Source organism: Bacteroides xylanisolvens XB1A, from assembly GCF_000210075.1.
Classification (GTDB): domain Bacteria; phylum Bacteroidota; class Bacteroidia; order Bacteroidales; family Bacteroidaceae; genus Bacteroides; species Bacteroides xylanisolvens.
In genome coordinates this window covers 2,393,650-2,414,165 of record NC_021017.1, presented here as the reverse complement: position 1 = coordinate 2,414,165, position 20,516 = coordinate 2,393,650, and the positions used below count along the sequence as shown (strand labels likewise).

Here is a 20,516-nt window from a genome sequence, read left to right as displayed (position 1 = left end):
AGCGCATATGAAAAATAGCATATTAAAATTTATAGTACTAAGTATTATTACGACATTTACTTTTTCTTCTTGTTCTGATTATCTGGATAAGCAACCGGATGACCAGTTGGATTTAGAATCAGTATTTGAGAATAAAAAGAATATGGAACGTTGGCTGGCATATATTTATCGCGGCCTGCCCGAATATTATACTTATGATGGTCCCGATGCCATAGCTGATGAACTGATTCCTTCAGTTGGTTGGGAAGCGCAAGGATTTAAAGCCATTCAATATCAAAAAGGTAACTGGACAGCAGACAATCCCGGGGTAATTGCTTATTGGAATACTTATCCCAAATATATTCGTTCTGCTTATTTGTTTATAAAACATGCTCACCCATTGGAGGCTGTACCGGCTGAAGAAGTAGACTTTATGAAAGCTGAATGCCGTTTCTTTATAGCTTATTATAATTCTATGATGGCTATAGCTTATGGTTCAGTTCCTATTATTCGCGAGGCTAGTGAAAGTACTTCGGCTGATGATCTGATGTTGAAACAAGAGCCGTTTTATAATGTAATTGATTGGGCAGATCAAGAAATGCTGGAAGCTTCAAAACAATTGCCTGCCACTCAAACTGAAGATAAGAAATATGGCCGTGTGACTTCTGTTGGATGTTTGGCAATGCGTGCTCGTATGTTATTATTTGCTGCTAGCGACTTGGTGAATGGTAATCCTGCATTGGCGAATATAAAAAACATTGATGGAACCCCTATCTTTAATTCTGCACATGATCCGGAACGATGGAAAAGAGCAGTAGATGCTTGTAAACTGGTTATCGATGAGGCGGAAGCCGCTGGCTATCATTTGCATTATGAATATTTGGATAACGGTGATATTGATCCTTTTCTTTCTTATCAGAATGCAGTGATGAAGAGATGGAACGAAGCTAACAGAGAATTACTGTTTGTTCGCACAATGGATTCCGGTGGATGGTATGATAAAAACTGTATTCCACGTGGTTTGGGTATTAATGGAGTGGGAGCGATCGGAATAACCCAATCTTTGGTTGATGCTTTTTTCATGAGAAACGGTCAAAGACCTATTATAGGTTATAATTCGGATGGTTCTCCTAAAGTTAACCCTGATGCTAATTATTCAGAGACAGGCTTTAGTACGCAAAAAGAGACTTATTCTACAAAGTGGCAGTATGGGTCTTCAGAAGGAGATCGTAATAAAGATGAAAATGTAGTTGTAGATGCCAATACTTATAAAATGTATTGTGACCGCGAACCTCGTTTTTATATTTCAGTACTGCATAACGAACAATGGCATATTGGTGGTAAGAGAAATACAGATTTCTATATGGATGGTAAAGACGGTGGTCCTTCTCATGACGCTCCGTGGAGCGGCTATCTGGTACGTAAGAGAGTAGACCCATCTGCAAATCCCAAAGAAGGCAGTGGAGATTATAAAAATCGTCATGGTGCACTATGTCGTTTGGCAGAGATCTATTTAAGTTATGCTGAGGCGTTGAATGAATATAGCATTGAGAAGGGGACTTATACTGCTAATCAAAATGAGATTTTGAAATATGTCAATTTGATTCGTGAGCGTGCGGGTATTCCCGAATATAGTGTTTCAGCTGAAGAAGGCAAGATAACAGCCCCATCAGATCCTGTAGAAATGCGCGAGTTAATTCGTCAAGAAAGGCGTGTGGAATTGAATTGTGAATCTGGACTTCGTTTTAATGATCTGCGTCGCTGGAAATTAGCCGAGAAAGTATTGGATGGTGATTTTTATGGCATGAATGCTTATATTAAAGTATCCGATGCGGACTATAGAAATAAATATTATACTCGTACAGTATATCAGACACGTAAATTTATAAGCTATTGGTGGCCTATTCCACAGGACGATATTGATAAGAATTGGAATTTGGTACAAACTCCTGACTGGACCGTCGGAAACCAATAAATAGTTATAATATTAATATATTGAATATAGATATGAAAAACGGATATATATTTAAGAAGAACCTTTTACGGTTCTTCTTCCTGACACTTGCTTCGTGTTTCATAGTAGCATGCAATGATGATGACGATGCTACTAATTCGCTCGACAATCGTACAAGTTTAGTTCTTACTCCTTCTGATTATGAAATAGAACTCAAGGAAGATACCCCGGATGAGGTTGCATTGACGTTAAACTGGACGGAAGCTGACCCAATAGGCTCTGACTATTATATTTCCTATCTTTATAAAATGGATCTGGAAAATAACAGTTTTGGAACAAACACAATGATAAGGGAGTATATTGATGATGATTTTTCTAAAAGTTATACTCATAAAGAATTGCAGAGTTTATTGGTGTCAAAGTGGAAGCAGCAGCCTGGTGATTTAGTAAAGTTACAAGCCCGTATTATCGGTTCTGTAGAAGGACCTAAGTTTGTAAAACCGGAAGTTTCTACAGTTACTATAAAAGTAAAGATGTATTCTGAAAAGACTTTTGTAGCAGACCATCTTTATATGTCAGGCACAGCTGTTGATGGTGAAGATCTTGAAATCTTGCCAATGGAAAGTCAGCCGAAGCGTTATGTTTCCATTTGTGACTTGAAGGCAGGTAATCTTCACTTCCCGATTGTTTGGAAAGATGAAAATAAGATTAATGCCATCTCACCAGTTGCTGCAGAACAACAGATAACTGATGGAGCAATGGAAGCTAAAATTAAGGGGATAGATAATGCTGGATATTGGGTGATTCCTGAAGATGGGCAGTATCGTGTAGTGGTAGATTTTGAAACACGTACCGTTACTATAGGTTTGGCTAGTAATTTTATAGAAGCTGATAAAATCTATATTGCCGGAACTTGTGTTAGCGCAGATGTAGAGATGACTCGCACGATAGAAGATGAAAATCAATATGCGTTCCATGCAGAACTGCAACCAGGTACTATTTATTTCCCGATCTTGTTTAATGGACAGAAAGATATGGCTATTGCTCCGGAAGAATCAGGCGATTTTACAGATGGTACAGCAATGAATATCTCGACAATGAGTCCGGAAGTAGCTGCGCTTGGTTATCATTGGAATATTAAGATTGCGGGTGTCTATCGTATTGTGATTAACATAAATACTAAAAAAGTTACGATTTACTCCCCCGAAACAGATCCTAAACCAATGGTTGTTTCGTGGACATGGAACAATAATACGGTGACTACCACTATCGAAAGAGTCTTTATTTGGGGACCATACGATGGATGGGCTAAAGATGGCACTGGTGATACAGGATTCACTATGGCTCATTCTATGACACCTAGTTTGGCAAATCCTTATTTGTTTATATACAAAGGAGCGGAGTTACCCAGAAAGAACTCCATTAAAGACAAAGATGGAAATGCACATCCGGGTGGATTGAACTTTAAAGTCGGACCGCAAAGTGCAGGTTGCTATACCTTTGGCTCAACAGCAGATGCCATCAGAGGATCTTATGACGGTTGCCTTGATATTGCAGAGAGTGACTACAATCAGAAACAGACTGTAGTCGGAGGGCAATCTCACAACCGCTATGCCTTCTTTAGTGTACCTGTAGGAGTTAATTACATAGAATTAGATATTAAAGAACTGACAGTCTTCTTTGATAAGAGATAATCAAGCAGGATAAAATTAAGAGTGCTATATCAATCTCGTGATTTTTATATGAATAAAGAGAACAATGATATAGCACTCTTTAAAAAAAACAATTAGTAGTATGGTTATAAGAAAGATTAGTTATTATAGAGTAATTGTGTCTCTTTGTCTGTTTATGTTCCTTTTATCTCCTGTTTTCGGAGACGAGATTTCAGCCGTTTCATTTGATAAGGAACTACCGGAGAATAACATAGTTACGATTCAGCCTGATTCTTTGCGTATTCTTCATAACCCGCTTACAGGATGGGTGCTCTATGCAAGTATGGGAGTGGATGCTGCGGATTTTTGGGCACAGTATGACCATATGTATATTCCTGAACTGGGACACAATGTTAGTGTGACAGATTATGCTCATACGCTTTATATTCGCGCTAGTTGGACAGATTTTAATCCACAGGAAGATGTATATGGTTGGAAAATAGATTCTAATTTAAGAGCATATATTGAAGGAGCTTATCAGCGGAATATGCGTTTGGCATTTCGTGTTGTAGTTGACAGTCGTGATAAGAGAACAGAATTTACTCCTCAATTTGTAAAAGATGCCGGTGCAAAAGGATTTATGAATAAAGGTAAATGGTCACCTTATTCTGACGATTCAGTTTTTCAGAAGTACTATACTAAATTTGTGAAGGCCCTGGCTAAAGATTTCAACGATCCTTCGAAAGTTGAATTTATAGATGGATTCGGACTTGGGAAATGGGGAGAATATCATACAATGATTTATTCAACAGGTGATGATACTCCAAAGAAAGCAGTTTTTGATTGGGTGACAGATATATATTCTCAAGCTTTTGATAAAGTTCCAGTAGTAATTAACTACCATAGATGGATTGGTGCGGGAAAAGATTGGGTAGATGATGAACATTTTGCTGCTGACAGTGAAGAAATGTTGGAAGAAGCAATCAAGAAAGGATATTCATTGCGTCATGATGCATTTGGCATGACAACCTATTATGGCAGTTGGGAGCGTAGGTTCGCAAAAAAATATCGTAATATCTGCCCCATTATTATGGAAGGTGGCTGGATTGTCAAATCACATAGTTATTGGCAGGATCCTAGAGGATATCGCAAGGATTCACACGAGGACGTAAGACGCGGTGAGTTTGATGACAGCAAAGAGGCACATGTCAATATGATGGATTTCCGTTTTGGCGATACAGAGTCTTGGTTTAAAGATGCTTTTGATTTAGTACGCCGATTCCTTCGGGAAGGCGGGTATAGGCTCTACCCCAGTGAGATCTCTTTACCGTTAGAAGTCTCTAAAAAAACAACTCCGACTATTAAACATTGCTGGAACAATATGGGATGGGGGTACTGTCCTACTAATATTCCGCAATGGAATCAAAAATATAAAGTAGCTTTCGCTTTGCTCGATTCTGAAACGAATGAGGTGCGATATACATTTGTGGATACGAATACAGATTTATCCAAGTGGATAAAAGGAAGTCCCGCTGAATATGTATTTGAGCCGGATATGTCCAAAGTTGAAACGGGTACTTATGTTTGGGCTGTGGGCCTGGTTGACCGGAGTAATAAAGATCTCATAGGGCTGGACATTGCCGCCAAAGGGGATATATTGGATTCGGGCTGGTTAAAATTGTCGAAAGTAAGCATAAAAAAATAAGAGCTATAGGTATGAAGATTAATTTTCAAAATATGTGCAGTTTGAGAAAAATAAGTTGTGGGCTTATTTTTTCTATGGCTATATCATTAGTCGCTTGCGGCAGTGATAATGATGAAGAAGGAGGTGGTAATGGTGATGATGGTTTGGTAGAAGATACTTCTATTCCTGGAAACAGCATTGTCACGGTAAAGCAGAATCGAAATATCATTTTGCATAATCCTCTTTCCGGATGGGTATTATATGCGGGTATTGGTGATGGTTTATCTTCCACATTCTGGCAGGATTATGATAATTTTCCGTCATCGGAAGGCACTGTAAAGGTCTCTGATTATGCAAATACCTTATACCTTCGTGGTGCCTGGGCTGATTTTAATCCTGAAGAAGGAAAATATGCATGGAACTCCGATTGTGATACCCCTTCGGCTAAGCGACTGAAGATGTTGATAGAGGGAGCTAAGCAAAGAAATATGAAATTGGCCTTTACTTTTGTGGTGGATAGCCGTGATAAGCACTATAATTTTACTCCGAATTTTGTAAAAGAGGCTGGCGCGAAAGGATATGAAACACAAACAGGTTCAGTAAAAGTATGGTCTCCCTATCCGGATGATCCTATTTTCCAGAAATATTATGAGAAATTTATCAGGGCTTTGGCTAAGGATTTTAATGATCCCGACAAAGTACAGTTTGTAAGTGGTTCAGGATTTGGAAAATGGGGAGAGTATCATAGTGTATGGTACTATCAGGTGCGTGAGTTGGGAAAACCGGAGCTGCCGACTCGTGAGGCTGTTTTCGATTGGGTGACAGATTTATATTCTCAAGTATTTGATAAAGTTCCTGTGTTTGTAAATTATCATCGTTGGATAGGTACAAGTAAAGAATGGGATGGCAATAACTATGATAAAGATACTGAAAGATTAATAGGAAAAGCAGTAGCTAAAGGATATTCATTACGTCACGATGCGTTTGGTATGAAAACTTATTATTCTACTTGGGAACGCAATTTTATAGCCAAGTGGAAGTATCTCGTTCCTGTAGTAATGGAAGGTGGCTGGGTGAAAAATTCTCATGGAAACTCGATTCAGGGAGATGGATATGCCAATTATGCAGAAGTACGTCAGGGTGAGTTTGATGAGGCTAAAACAGCCTGCGTCAATATGATGGATTTACGCTATAATTCAGACTTTCGCAATGGAGAAACTTATTCATGGTTTAATGAAGCTTTCCAATTAGTTAAACAATTCTGTACAGAAGGAAGCTACCGTTTATTTCCGGACAGAATTTCTTTGCCTACAACTATCTCTAATGGTAAACAGATTGAAATAGCGCACCGTTGGAATAATTTTGGTTGGGGATATTGTCCGACGAATATTCCCCAGTGGAAGAATAAATATAAAGTGGCTTTTGCTTTATTGGACATCAAGAATGATAAACCGAAGTATGTATTTGTTGATGGAGAACCGGAAGCTTGTGATTGGGTGAAAGGTACGGCTAAATCATATACGTTTACAACCCGGGTTGAAGGCGTGGAGGCAGGTAAATACATGTGGGCTGTTGGTATTGTTGACACGGCAAAGCAGAATGAGATTGGAATTCACCTTGCTGTGAAGAACAATGTAACATCTGCCGGATGGTTGAAATTATTTGAAGTTACCGCTCGGTAAGTCATAGTCAATTGCTACGAGATACATTAATTGTTGGAAATGAATGTATTGGCAGGTCATAGTTCTCCGGTTCGTTGGGCATATATCTCCAATGAACTGATTGTAAGTATCTGGTACTTAGCTAAATGATAAGTGCATGGAATGGCTGGAATAAGTATCTGCTTACGTATTGCCTGATATACATCTGAAAACTAGAAATAATAATTAACTGACGAAAACATTGATGAGAAAAAAAGTTTTGATTTTGGGATTGTGCCTATTGGGAGTCACACATTCTCTTTCGTCAAAAGATAAAAAGAGTATTCCTTTGTATAAGGATGCCAAAGCTCCAATTGAAAAACGTATTGATGATTTAATATCGCGTATGACATTGGAGGAAAAGGTTTTGCAGCTAAACCAATATACATTGGGACGAAATAACAATGTGAATAATGTTGGCGAAGAAGTGAAAAAAGTACCGTCAGAGATTGGTTCTTTGATTTACTTTGATATAAATCCAGAGTTGCGTAATAGTATGCAGAAAAAAGCGATGGAAGAATCTCGTTTGGGCATTCCCATCATTTTTGGCTACGATGCTATTCATGGTTTTCGCACCATATATCCTATTTCGTTGGGGCAGGCCTGTTCATGGAATCCGGGATTGGTAGAACAGGCATGTGCGGTATCTGCACAAGAAGCCCGCATGTCTGGGGTTGATTGGACTTTTTCTCCCATGATCGACGTGGCACGTGATCCTCGATGGGGACGTGTAGCCGAAGGATATGGTGAAGATCCTTATACAAATGGAGTGTTTGCCGCTGCTTCGGTGCGTGGGTATCAGGGAGATGATATGTCAGCAGAGAACCGTATGGCTGCTTGTCTGAAACACTATGTAGGTTATGGTGCTTCGGAGGCTGGGCGAGATTATGTTTATACCGAAATTTCAGCTCAAACTCTTTGGGATACTTATCTACTGCCCTATGAGATGGGAGTGAAAGCTGGTGCGCCCACTTTGATGAGTTCTTTCAATGACATCAGTGGAGTACCCGGGTCAGCTAATCCTTATATCATGACCGAGATATTAAAGAAACGTTGGAAACATGACGGGTTCATTGTGTCTGACTGGGGGGCTGTGGAACAGTTAAAGAATCAGGGATTAGCCGCTACAAAGAAAGATGCTGCTCGGTATGCTTTTAATGCGGGGCTTGAAATGGATATGATGTCTCATGCCTACGATCGTCATCTGAAAGAGCTTGTAGAGGAAGGTAAGGTAACAATGGCACAAGTTGACGAATCAGTTCGTCGGGTATTGCGTGTAAAATTCCGTCTGGGTTTGTTCGAACGTCCTTATACTCCGGTTACTAATGAGAAGGATCGTTTTTTCCGTCCGCAAAGTATGGCTGTGGCCGCTCAACTGGCAGCAGAATCAATGGTGTTGTTGAAAAATGACAATCAGATATTACCACTTACAAACAAAAAAAAGAATTGCCGTAGTAGGTCCAATGGCAAAAAATGGTTGGGACTTATTGGGTTCCTGGTGCGGACATGGAAAAGATACGGATGTGGAAATGCTCTATGATGGGTTGACTGCCGAGTTTGGAGGAGATGCCGAATTACGTTATGCAATGGGATGCAAACCGCAGGGCAATGACCGTTCAGGTTTTGCTGGCGCATTGGACGTTGCTCGTTGGTCTGATGTAGTCATTGTTTGTTTGGGCGAGATGCTTACCTGGAGTGGTGAGAATGCCTCCCGTTCTACGATTGCTTTGCCACAGATTCAGGAAGAATTGGTGAAAGAGCTAAAGGAGGCTGGTAAACCTGTTATATTGGTACTTTCTAATGGACGTCCCTTGGAGTTAAATCGCATGGAACCTCTTTGTGATGCTATATTGGAGATATGGCAACCGGGAATAAATGGTGCACGTTCAATGGCAGGTATTTTATCAGGACGTATCAACCCTTCCGGTAAACTAGCCATGACGTTCCCTTATTCCACAGGACAAATTCCTATTTATTATAATCGCCGCAAGAGCGGACGCGGACATCAGGGATTTTATAAAGATATAACAAGCGATCCGTTATATCCGTTCGGGCATGGATTAAGTTATACCGAATTTAAGTATGGCACTGTTACCCCTTCTGCTACTAAAGTGAAGCGCGGCGATAAACTGTCGGCAGAAGTGACTGTCACCAACACCGGTTCTCGCGACGGAGCAGAGACTGTTCATTGGTTTATCTCCGATCCTTATTGCTCTATCACCCGTCCGGTGAAAGAACTGAAACACTTTGAGAAACAACTTATCAAAGCCGGCGAAACGAAGACTTTCCGTTTCGACATCGACCTGGAACGTGATTTCGGTTTTGTCAATGAGGATGGTAAACGCTTCCTTGAAGCCGGCGAATATCATATTCTGGTACAAGGACAGACCGTTAAAATAGAACTGATAGACTAAAAATGTAAAGAACAAAAGTGTGTGAAGAGCTGATAGCTAAGTTGGTTTTTTACACATATTATATTAACACAGAATCACCATGAAAAAGAAAATAGGAGGCATAGGTTTATGTATGCTATGGAGCATATTAACCTGTGCACAAACAATCACTCCCCAAGCCGAACAACGTGCGAAGGACATTGTATCAAAAATGACTTTGCAAGAGAAAATAGAGTATATCTCCGGATATACCAGTTTTTCTCTGCGTGCCATTCCCCGTTTGGGAATACCTGAAATCAAGTTGGCTGACGGGCCGCAGGGAATTCGTAATCATGCTCCCAAGAGCACTTTATATCCTTCCGGAATACTTTCCGCTTCTACTTGGAACCGGGAATTACTTTATAAGTTAGGGCAAGGCTTGGGACAGGATGCCAAGGCAAGAGGAGTTAATATCCTGTTGGGTCCGGGCGTGAATATCTATCGTGCTCCGTTGTGCGGCCGTAACTTTGAATACTTCGGTGAAGACCCTTACTTGACAGGTGAAACGGCGAAACAATATATCCTGGGAGTACAATCGGAAGGAGTCATTGCTACAATCAAACACTTTGCTGGCAACAACCAGGAATGGAGCCGCCACCATGCCAGCTCTGACATAGACGAGCGTACTTTGCAGGAAATCTATTTCCCGGCTTTCCGGAAAGCAGTACAGGAAGCCAATGTCGGCGCCGTAATGAACAGCTACAATCTGTTGAACGGTGTCCATGCCACCGAACATAAATGGCTGAATATTGATGTCTTGCGCAATCTTTGGGGCTTCAAAGGTATTCTGATGTCTGACTGGACTTCCGTATATTCCGCCGTAGGCGCTGCTAACGCCGGACTTGACCTCGAAATGCCGAAAGGACGTTTTATGAATTTGGAGAATCTGTTGCCTGCTATCAAAGCGGGCACAGTGACAGAAGAAACCATCAACCTGAAAGTACAACACATCCTGCAAACTCTGATTGCTTATGGTATGCTGGATAAGGAACAGAAAGACAGCAACATAGCAGAGGATAATCCTTTCTCCCGCCAGACAGCTTTAGAGCTGGCGCGCGAGGGTGTAGTCCTGTTGAAGAATGAAGGAAACTTGCTCCCGCTGAAAGGGAAGACAGCCGTGATGGGGCCTAATGCAAATTTGATTCCTACCGGTGGTGGCAGTGGGTTTGTCACTCCTTTTTCTACCGTCTCAGTAGCTCAAGGCTTGAAAGAATTGAAGAAAAATAATCTGTTACTATTGACGGATGATGTGATTTATGAAGATATTGTCCATGAGTTTTATACTGATGCTAATCGTCAGATGAAAGGCTTCAAGGCTGAATACTTTAAAAACAAGACCCTTTCGGGACAGCCTGAAGTAATACGCACGGAATCCTCTGTTGATTATGACTGGGGATATGGGGCACCTTTGGACGGCTTTCCGACAGATGGATTCTCTGTCCGTTGGACAGCCTGCTACATGCCACAAACTGACGGTCAGTTGAAACTTCATATCGGTGGTGATGACGGTTATCGTCTGTTTGTGAATGACAAGCATATTACGGGAGATTGGGGAAATCATTCCTACTCTAGCCGTGAAGTTGAACTGCCGGTTGAGGGTGGTAAGGAATACCGTTTCCGGATTGAATTCTTTGATAATATTTCTTCGGCCATCATTCGTTTTAATGCTTATAGCCTTAATGAGGCGAAACTTCGTCAAGGATTGGCAAAGGTGGATAATGTTGTGTTCTGCACAGGTTTCAATAGTAATACCGAAGGCGAAGGCTTTGACCGTCCGTTTGCCTTGCTTCGCTATCAGGAACTGTTTATCAAGAAGATTGCGTCCATGCATCCCAATGTTGTGGTTGTACTGAACGCCGGTGGCGGTGTGGATTTCACCAACTGGTATGATGCCGCAAAAGCGATTCTTATGGCCTGGTATCCGGGACAGGAAGGCGGCCAGGCAATTGCTGAAATCCTGACCGGTAAGATTTCTCCAAGTGGAAAGCTACCGATTTCTATCGAGCGGAAATGGGACGATAATCCGGTGCACGGTAGTTATTACGAGAACTTAAAGGCGGAGATTAAGCGTGTAGACTATTCCGAAGGTGTCTTTGTCGGTTATCGTGGATACGACCGTTCGGGAAAAGAACCTTTCTATCCGTTTGGCTACGGTTTGTCCTATACTACTTTCGCTTATAGTAATATGGCTGCAGAGAAAACGGGTGAGCATCAGGTTACCGTTAGCTTTGATATAGAGAATACAGGTAAGATGGATGCTTCGGAGGTGGCACAGGTGTATGTGCATGATATACAGTCTTCTGTTCCCCGTCCGTTGAAAGAACTGAAAGGATATGAAAAGGTATTCTTGAAGAAAGGGGAGAAGAAGCGGGTTTCTGTTGTGCTGGATGAGGATGCATTCTCTTTTTACGATATGAATCAACACCGCTTTGTAGTGGAAAAAGGAGACTTTGAGATCTTAGTCGGGCCTGCTTCCAGTCAATTGCCTTTAAAGGCTACAGTTGAACTGTAATGACCGAATGATAAACAAATAAATATATAATGAAAAAAACACTTTTATTGGGAGCGTCTCTGTTATGTTCCGTTTTTATAATGGCAACAGAGATTCCTTTTCAAAAAGCAGAAATAAAGTCTATTATGCGAAAGGTGGCGGATTGGCAGATTGCCAATCCACACCCCGCTCCTGAACATGACGACTTGAACTGGCCGCAAGGTGCTCTTTATGTCGGCATGGTGGATTGGGCAGAATTGGCTGAAAAAGAAGACAATGATGATACATATTATAAGTGGCTGACTCGTATCGGGCGGCGGAATTGTTGGCAGCCGGACAAACGGTTTTACCATGCTGATGACATCGCTGTATCACAGTCCTTTTTGGATTTATACCGCAAGTACAAAGACGAAGCAATGATTATCCCTACGCTCGCCCGTACGGAATGGATTGTCAATCATCCGTCCGAAGGCAGTTTCAAGCTGGTGGAGGGAGACTTAAAGACCTTGGAACGTTGGACTTGGTGTGATGCTCTCTTTATGGCTCCCCCTGTATATGCCAAACTGTATATGCTGACCGGAGAGAAAAAATATATCAAATTTATGAATCGTGAGTATAAAGCGACTTATGATTACCTGTTCGATAAAGAAGAAAACTTGTTCTACCGTGACTGGCGTTATTTTGATAAGCGCGAAGCCAATGGCAAGAAAGTCTTTTGGGGACGTGGCAACGGTTGGGTGCTTGGTGGTCTGGTTGAAATATTAAAGGAACTGCCCAAGAAAGATAAGAACCGCAAATTCTATGAGGAATTATTTGTAAAACTGGCTACACGTGTTGCCGGATTGCAGCATCCGGACGGTTTTTGGCATGCCAGTCTCTTGGATCCTGCCTCTTATCCATCACCGGAAACGAGTTGCACTACTTTCATTGTCTATTCCATTGCTTATGGAATAAACGAAGGTTTATTGGATAAGGAAATTTATCTTCCTGTAATGATAAAAGGCTGGAATGCATTAGTCTCGGCTGTGGAACCGAATGGGAAACTGGGTTATGTGCAGCAAATCGGTGCCGATCCGAAGAAAGTGACTCGTGACATGACGGAGGTTTATGGAGTTGGTGCTTTTTTGATGGCAGGCAATGAAATTTATAAAATGGCGAGATAATCTGTTCCCTCTGTGAAGATAGTAGACAATAATCATAAAAACGCTGTACTGTGATGAAAAAATTCTTATTGACATGCATAGCCGTAGCCTGTAGCCTTGTGGCTGTAGCCGAAGAACTGCTCATCGAAGCTGAAAGTTTCAGCCAGCGAGGCGGCTGGGTGCTCGACCAGCAGTTCATGGATCAAATGGGTTCGCCCTATCTCATGGCACATGGCATGGGCATCCCTGTGGCGGATGCTACGGCAGAAATCAACATTCCCCAGGCGGGCACTTACTACGTATATGCCCGTACCTACAACTGGACTTCACCTTGGACCGATGCCGAGGGCCCCGGAAAGTTCCGCCTGGCTTTAGGCGGCAAATTGCTGAAAGCTACATTAGGACATACCGGTAATTCCTGGCAATGGCAATTTGCCGGAAAGACAGTATTGAAAGCAGGGACTACCACCCTTGCCCTGAAAGACCTCACCGGTTTCGATGGTCGTTGCGATGCCATTTACCTTACGACCGATGCGAACACGCAGCCTGCTACCTGGGATGCGGCAGAGACAGCCGCACTTCGTACCCGCTTGCGACAACAACAGACGGTACCCGCTCATCAATACGACTTTGTGGTAGTAGGAGGGGGAATAGCCGGAATGTGTGCTGCCGCATCGGCCGCCCGGTTAGGCTGTAAGGTGGCACTAGTGAACGACCGTCCTGTATTGGGCGGCAATAACTCGTCAGAGATTCGTGTACATCTCGGCGGTATTATTGAAATGGGGCCTAATCAGGGATTGGGGCGTATGATACGTGAGTTCGGTCATGAACGTTCCGGTAATGCACAACCGGGTGACTACTACGAAGACCAGAAGAAAGAAGACTTCATAGATGCCGAAAAGAACATTACTCTTTATGCTTCTCAGCGTGCGGTAGCCGTGAAGATGCAAGCAGACCGCATTGCGTCAGTCACTATCCAGCATATCGAGACGGGCGAACAAACCGAACTTACCGCTCCTCTCTTTAGCGACTGCACAGGCGACGCTACCATAGGCTATTTAGCCGGTGCCGATTGGGCTATGGGACGTGAAGGTCGCGATGAATATGGCGAGAGCCTTGCTCCCGAACAGCCCGACTCATTGGTCATGGGCGCCTCTATACAATGGTATAGCAAGGACATGAAGAAGAAAACCTCATTCCCTCATTTTGAATATGGCGTGCGCTTTGACGCTGAAAACTGTGAGCCTGTAACCATGGGCGAGTGGAAATGGGAAACAGGTATGAACCGCAATCAAGTCAGCGAAGCTGAACGTGTACGCGACTATGGACTTTTGGTGATATATTCCAACTGGAGCTATCTGAAAAATCACTATAAAGACCATAAGAAGTATGCCAACCGTTCCCTCGACTGGGTGGCGTATGTTTCAGGCAAACGTGAATCACGCCGTCTCTTGGGCGACTACGTACTGTCACAGGACGATATAGACAAGAATGTGGCGCACGAGGATGCTTCGTTCACCACTACCTGGAGCATCGACCTTCACTTCCCCGACAGCGTGAATAGTGTACGTTTTCCCGGCAATGAATTCAAGTCGGCTACGGTGCATCGTTGGATTCATCCTTATGCCGTTCCCTATCGCTGCCTCTATTCTCGCAATGTGGACAACCTCTTTATGGCAGGCCGCAATATGAGCTGCACCCATGTAGCTTTGGGTACGGTACGTGTGATGCGTACTACCGGCATGATGGGTGAAGTAGTAGGTATGGCAGCCGGACTCTGCCACAAGCATCGTGTAGAGCCGCGCGACATCTATCATCATCACCTGCCGGAACTGAAGCAACTTATGCAAGCGGGTCTGGGCAAACGCGATGTGCCCGATAACCAACGCTTCAACGAACCCAACAAATTGTTGGAAGTTCCGGGAGCTTACATCAAACCGTAGACAAACTATGAGCAAAAAAAATATTATTACGATATTTCTATCGGCAATATGTACCTTGCCGCTTTGGGGAGGACAACAGTATTACGCTTTTCTGAAAGGTGACACGCTACGTATGGGCAATAACTATATGGAACGCGCCATGCTGTGGAATAACGGTGCGCCTGTTACCATCAGCCTTACTGACAAGCAACACGGAAAAACCATTCCGGCACAGGGCAAACAACCCGATTTCTCGATTGTGAAAGGTATCCCTACGGATGCTACACTTACCGTGAACGAGATACCGACGAACGGCATCCACGCCAGTTATCTGCAGGCTACCGTGGCTTGCACTATCGGTTCGCTGAATATAGAGCGTCGCTATCGCATTTATGCAGACTGTCCCGCCATTGCTTGCGACACCTATCTGAAAGGGCAAGTGGAACTTTATCAGAATAAGGAGGATAACCGCTCTAACGCCGACCGCAAAAATATAGAGCACACGGCCGATATGGCTACGGGGGTGAAAACTCCCACGCTCGACAGGTTGCAACTATCCGGCAATCATTGGAGTGCCCGCACAATCGAGTTTTTCGACTACACCGATTGGAACGACAATCTGGTGACCGGGCGTACCTGGCTTCCTTACCGTCGCAATACGTATCGTGGTAATTTGCTTTTTGCTCATGACGTAGTTACGCGTCAAGGCTTCTTTTTTTTGAAAGAGGCTCCTAGCAGCAGTACCCAATTACATTATCCGGGTTCTGACTTCGTGGCGGACTTTAGTGATTTTATGGTAGTGGGGCTGGGCATTGCGTCTCATGATGTAAAGCCGGATAGCTGGACCCGCGTTTATGGATGCGTTACCGGCATCTATACCGGTGGCGAGCAAGAAGCGCTTACTGCCCTGCGCCTCTATCAGAAACAACTGCGCCACCACACCGCCGCACAGGATGAGATGATTATGCTCAATACCTGGGGCGACCGTAGCCAGGATGCCAAAATAGATGAGGCTTTCTGTCTGGCAGAACTAGACCGTGCCGCACGCATGGGCATTACCCTCTTTCAACTGGACGATGGCTGGCAGAGCGGAAAAAGCCCTAACTCGAAGACTGCCGGAGGTAGTTTTAAGGATATCTGGAAAAGTGGCGATTACTGGACGCCCAACCCCACAAAGTTCCCTCATGGGCTGAAACCTATTGTAGAGAAAGGCAAGAAATTGGGTATTCGCATCGGATTATGGTTCAATCCCAGCATACAGAATGATTTTGCCGATTGGCAAAAAGATGCGCAAGCCATTATCGGACTTTATAAGAAGTACGGCATCTGCTGTTTTAAGATAGACGGCCTGCAGATACCTACCAAGACAGCTGAACAGAATCTACGCCGACTGTTTGATACCGTGTTGGAGCAAACCAACTATGAAGTGATTTTCAACCTCGATGCCACTGCCGGTCGTCGCGGTGGGTATCACTATATGAACGAGTACGGCAACATCTTCTTGGAAAACCGCTATACCGATTGGGGCAACTATTACCCTTATCGCACCTTGCGCAACCTCTGGATGCTGTCTCGCTATGTACCGGCGGAGAAGATGCAGATAGAGTTCCTTAATAAATGGCGCAATGCCGACAAGTATGACGCTGCCGACCCTTTTGCCCCCGCCCGTTACAGTTTCGATTACCTCTTTGCCATCACCTTGGCGGCGCAGCCGTTGGCTTGGATGGAGGCTTCGAACCTGCCCGAAGAGGCTTATATTACGGCATCTCTGCTCAAGAAATACCAACCTTTGCAACTCCGGTTTCATCAAGGCGTCATACTGCCTATTGGTGAAGAACCTTCGGGACGTTCGTGGACAGGATTCCAATCGACCGTCTCCGGCACGCAAGGCTATCTTGTGGTTTACCGCGAAGATAATGAGCAAGCCAGGGGGACTATTGACACTTGGCTTCCTGAGGGTAAGAAAGTTACTTTTACTCCTGTGATGGGAAGTGGCAAGAAGTTTGCTGCAAAAGTCGTCGCACAGGGTAGAGTAAGTTTCGAGCTAAATGACAAGAACTCTTTTGCACTCTATCAATACGAAGTAAAACCATAAAAAGGCGGCTATCTGCATTTTACGCTAATCACGAATGATGTGTTAACTTCTGATTCGCAGAGTGTTATGATGTGTGGAGAGGAGCATTAATATCTCTGCTGTTGGATGTTAATAGTTGAGTTGTCAGGTATTAATAGTTGGGCGGATAGGTATTAATAGTTGAGACAATGGGTATTAATAGCTGATAAATGGAATATTAATATAGCAATGACAAATGAAATAAAATAGGGAACTATGATAAAAAGTGTACGTTTTCTTCTTTTCCTGATAGTATTTGTCTCCATGCAGATAGTTGCATGGGGGCAGCCACAGGAAAGACTGGTTCAAGTGCAGGTCACTCCCGACCACACCAATTGGCTGTATAAACCGGGAGAAAAAGTGAAATTCAAAGTAGTGGTATTGAAATGCAATATCCCGCAGGATAATCTGGAAGTGCGCTATGAGATTTCGGAAGACATGATGAAACCTCATCAGACAGGCAAACAGCCTTTGAAGAATGAAAAGCTTGAAATTAACGCAGGGACTATGAAAAAAGAAGGATTCCTGCGTTGCCGCGCTTTCGTCACTTGCCAAGGGCGTGAGTATGAAGGCGTGGCTACCGTCGGCTTCTCTCCTGAGAAATTACAACCGACCACTCCGTTGCCCGCCGACTTTCTGGAATTTTGGAAAAGCACCAAAGAAGCCGCAGAAAAGTGGGCACTGGAACCGATAATGACTTTACTGCCGGAAAGGTGCACAGATAAGGTGAACGTATATCATGTCTCCTTCGCGAACAATGACTATGCGTCCCGTATGTACGGCATCCTTTGTGTTCCGAAGGCTTCCGGGAAATATCCGGCGATTCTGAAAGTGCCGGGGGCAGGTATCCGTGCCTATAACGGAGAAGCCGAACGTGCCGGAAAAGGTTTTATCATTCTGGAAATCGGTATTCACGGCATTCCGGTCAACCTGACGGGAGATGTGTATCATCGGCTTTATAACGGAGCTTTGAAGAATTACCACTCGTTCAATATGGACAATCGGGACAAGTACTATTACAAACGGGTTTATACAGGCTGTGTGAGAGCCATTGATTTCATTTACACACTTCCCGAATTCAATGGTAATCTGGCGACCTTTGGAGGAAGCCAGGGCGGTGCGCTTTCCATTGTGATTGCCGGACTCGATGATCGTGTCAAGGGATTGGTTTCTTTCTATCCAGCCTTGTGTGATATGGCGGGTTATACCCACGGTCGTGCAGGCGGTTGGCCGCATATGTTGAAGGATGAGAAGAACCGGACACCGGAAAAGATTAAAACCGTTCAGTATTTTGATGTGGTGAATTTTGCCCGACAGGTCAAAGTTCCGGGATTCTATACTTTTGGTTATAATGATATGGTCTGTCCGCCTACCACCACTTACTCCGCTTACAACGTGATTAATGCTCCGAAAGAGCTGTTTGTAGCTGAGACGACCGCTCATTATGCCTATGCCGAACAGTGGAGCGCAGCCTGGAACTGGGTAATGAATTTCCTGAAAAATAAATCGAAATAGCACGGATTACACGGATTAACACTGTTGTTTTACCTATTCTATTCTAAAAACCATGAAATCCGTATAATCCGTGCCTGAACTTATTATATACACTAATTATAACAACATACTTAAATGAAAACAGGTGAGAAATTAAGTCTATGTCTATTGTTGCTAATCGTTTTTGCTGGAAGCGTTGCGGCACAGGAGCTGATAACGAATGTATATGGTCGCAACATCCATTCGCTGAATGGTAAATGGAATGCTATCATCGACCTGTACGACCAGGGGCAACGGATGAAAATCTATGAGAACCGGCAACCGGAAGGAAATATTGATTTCTACGAATACGCGTTTGAAGGCGGGTTGCGTCTTAATGTTCCGGGTGACTGGAACTCTCAATCGCCCGAATTGAAGTATTACGAAGGCACTGTATGGTATGCTCGTCACTTTGATGCCAAACGCTTGGCAGACAAACGCCAGTTCCTTTATTTCGGTGCTGTCAGCTATCGTTGCAAAGTCTACCTGAACGGAAAAGAGATAGCAGAGCACGAAGGCGGTTTTACTCCTTTTCAAGTGGAAGTGACAGACCTGTTGAAAGACGGTGACAACTTCCTGGCGGTAGAAGTGAACAACCGCCGTACCAAAGACGCCATTCCCGCTATGGCATTCGACTGGTGGAACTATGGCGGCATCACAAGAGATGTGCTGCTGGTGAAAACTCCCCGGACATTTATAGAAGATTATTTTATCCAACTGGATAAAAATGCTCCCGACCGGATAATTGCCCGTGTGCGTCTTTCTGATGAAAAGGCAGGTGAGAAAGTAACAGTTGCCATCCCCGAACTCAAAATCAACGCGGAGCTCACCACCGACGCGGAAGGAAAGGCGGAAACCGTATTGAATGCGAAGAAGCTGCAACGCTGGTCGCCGGAAGAACCGAAACTCTATGGCGTGACTGTATCTTCAAGTGCCGACCGCGTGGAAGAGCAAATAGGCTTCCGCAATATCACCGTGAAAGGAACTGATATTTACCTGAACGGGAAGCCGACATTTATGTGCTGTATCTCTTTCCACGAAGAAATCCCGCAACGTATGGGGCGTGCTTTCTCGGAAGCCGATGCAGCTATGTTGCTAAATGAAGCGAAAGCACTTGGTGTGAACATGATTCGCCTGGCTCATTATCCGCAGAATGAGTACACGGTACGCCTGGCGGAAAAGATGGGTTTCCTTCTCTGGCAGGAGATTCCTATTTGGCAAGGCATTGATTTTACAGACGATGATACCCGTAAGAAAGCGCAGAGGATGCTTTCTGAAATGATTAAGCGCGATCAAAACCGCTGCGCGGTAGGTTATTGGGGTGTTGCCAATGAAACACAGCCTTCCAAAGAACGGAATGAATTCCTTACTTCCCTGCTCGAAACGGGAAAACAGCTGGACACTACCCGCTTGTATGTTGCCGCTTTCGACCTTGTGCACTTCAATAGCGAAAAACAGCGTTTTGTAATGGAAGATTCTTTTACTTCCCAACTGGACGTCGTAGCTATCAATAAATATATGGGCTGGTATCATCCGTGGCCTGTGGAACCGAAAGACGCTATATGGGAAGTCGTGACGGACAAACCGTTGATTATCTCGGAATTTGGCGGCGAAGCATTGTACGGTCAGTCTGGTGATGAGAATGTAGTCAGCTCCTGGAGTGAGGAATATCAGGCACGTCTGTATAGGGATAATATCCGTATGTTCGACAATATCCCGAACCTGCGTGGTGTATCTCCCTGGATTCTGTTCGACTTCCGTTCGCCGTTCCGTTTCCACCCCACCAATCAGGATGGCTGGAACCGCAAAGGACTCATATCCGACCAGGGTATGCGTAAGAAAGCGTGGTATCTGATGAGAGATTATTACATGAAAAAGAGAAATAACCGATAAGTTTAGCTATATTTGAATGTG

Annotated in this window: 10 protein-coding genes and 1 pseudogene; all 11 read left to right on the top strand. The window is 43.8% G+C overall.

Going from position 1 to position 20,516, the window contains the following annotated elements; all coding sequences use genetic code 11:
- The first annotated feature begins 7 nt into the window (after positions 1-7).
- The 11 genes and pseudogenes from BXY_RS09745 (at position 8) to BXY_RS09695 (ending at position 20,495) form a co-directional block, all read left to right on the top strand.
- Entirely contained in the window at positions 8-1,954 is a 1,947-nt protein-coding gene (locus BXY_RS09745; protein WP_015531785.1) for a RagB/SusD family nutrient uptake outer membrane protein, read from the top strand.
- Positions 1,955-1,986: 32 nt separating this feature from the next.
- Positions 1,987-3,627 (top strand): SusE domain-containing protein, encoded by a 1,641-nt coding sequence (locus BXY_RS09740; RefSeq protein WP_015531784.1) that lies wholly within the window; start codon positions 1,987-1,989, stop codon positions 3,625-3,627.
- Between the two features lie 100 nt (positions 3,628-3,727).
- Positions 3,728-5,290 (top strand): hypothetical protein, encoded by a 1,563-nt coding sequence (locus tag BXY_RS09735; protein ID WP_032850974.1) that lies wholly within the window; start codon positions 3,728-3,730, stop codon positions 5,288-5,290.
- Between the two features lie 11 nt (positions 5,291-5,301).
- Positions 5,302-6,951, top strand: a complete 1,650-nt coding sequence (locus tag BXY_RS09730; protein WP_004317162.1) for a hypothetical protein — start codon at positions 5,302-5,304, stop codon at positions 6,949-6,951.
- A 223-nt stretch (positions 6,952-7,174) separates the two neighbouring features.
- A pseudogene (locus BXY_RS09725) lies at positions 7,175-9,383 on the top strand (glycoside hydrolase family 3 N-terminal domain-containing protein).
- Between the two features lie 79 nt (positions 9,384-9,462).
- A complete protein-coding gene (locus tag BXY_RS09720; RefSeq protein WP_015531778.1) occupies positions 9,463-11,913 on the top strand; it encodes a beta-glucosidase in 2,451 nt (816 codons plus the stop codon).
- 29 nt (positions 11,914-11,942) lie between these two features.
- On the top strand, positions 11,943-13,055 hold the full coding sequence (locus tag BXY_RS09715; protein WP_008023255.1) for a glycoside hydrolase family 88/105 protein: 1,113 nt from the start codon (positions 11,943-11,945) through the stop codon (positions 13,053-13,055).
- A 53-nt stretch (positions 13,056-13,108) separates the two neighbouring features.
- On the top strand, positions 13,109-14,977 hold the full coding sequence (locus BXY_RS09710; RefSeq protein ID WP_015531776.1) for an FAD-dependent oxidoreductase: 1,869 nt from the start codon (positions 13,109-13,111) through the stop codon (positions 14,975-14,977).
- A 7-nt stretch (positions 14,978-14,984) separates the two neighbouring features.
- Positions 14,985-17,051, top strand: a complete 2,067-nt coding sequence (locus tag BXY_RS09705) for an alpha-galactosidase (RefSeq protein WP_015531775.1) — start codon at positions 14,985-14,987, stop codon at positions 17,049-17,051.
- A gap of 234 nt (positions 17,052-17,285) precedes the next feature.
- On the top strand, positions 17,286-18,584 hold the full coding sequence (locus BXY_RS09700; RefSeq protein ID WP_015531774.1) for an acetylxylan esterase: 1,299 nt from the start codon (positions 17,286-17,288) through the stop codon (positions 18,582-18,584).
- Between the two features lie 114 nt (positions 18,585-18,698).
- Positions 18,699-20,495, top strand: a complete 1,797-nt coding sequence (locus BXY_RS09695) for a glycoside hydrolase family 2 protein (RefSeq protein ID WP_015531773.1) — start codon at positions 18,699-18,701, stop codon at positions 20,493-20,495.
- Positions 20,496-20,516 lie beyond the last annotated feature (21 nt).

What these genes read in the sequence shown, in the direction of transcription:
- BXY_RS09700 (WP_015531774.1), top strand. Translation starts at nt 17,286, where the DNA reads ATGATAAAAAGTGTACGTTTTCTTCTTTTCCTGATAGTATTTGTCTCC.
- BXY_RS09745 (WP_015531785.1), top strand. Translation starts at nt 8, where the DNA reads ATGAAAAATAGCATATTAAAATTTATAGTACTAAGTATTATTACGACA.
- BXY_RS09695 (WP_015531773.1), top strand. Translation starts at nt 18,699, where the DNA reads ATGAAAACAGGTGAGAAATTAAGTCTATGTCTATTGTTGCTAATCGTT.
- BXY_RS09735 (WP_032850974.1), top strand. Translation starts at nt 3,728, where the DNA reads ATGGTTATAAGAAAGATTAGTTATTATAGAGTAATTGTGTCTCTTTGT.
- BXY_RS09715 (WP_008023255.1), top strand. Translation starts at nt 11,943, where the DNA reads ATGAAAAAAACACTTTTATTGGGAGCGTCTCTGTTATGTTCCGTTTTT.
- BXY_RS09710 (WP_015531776.1), top strand. Translation starts at nt 13,109, where the DNA reads ATGAAAAAATTCTTATTGACATGCATAGCCGTAGCCTGTAGCCTTGTG.
- BXY_RS09740 (WP_015531784.1), top strand. Translation starts at nt 1,987, where the DNA reads ATGAAAAACGGATATATATTTAAGAAGAACCTTTTACGGTTCTTCTTC.
- BXY_RS09730 (WP_004317162.1), top strand. Translation starts at nt 5,302, where the DNA reads ATGAAGATTAATTTTCAAAATATGTGCAGTTTGAGAAAAATAAGTTGT.
- BXY_RS09705 (WP_015531775.1), top strand. Translation starts at nt 14,985, where the DNA reads ATGAGCAAAAAAAATATTATTACGATATTTCTATCGGCAATATGTACC.
- BXY_RS09720 (WP_015531778.1), top strand. Translation starts at nt 9,463, where the DNA reads ATGAAAAAGAAAATAGGAGGCATAGGTTTATGTATGCTATGGAGCATA.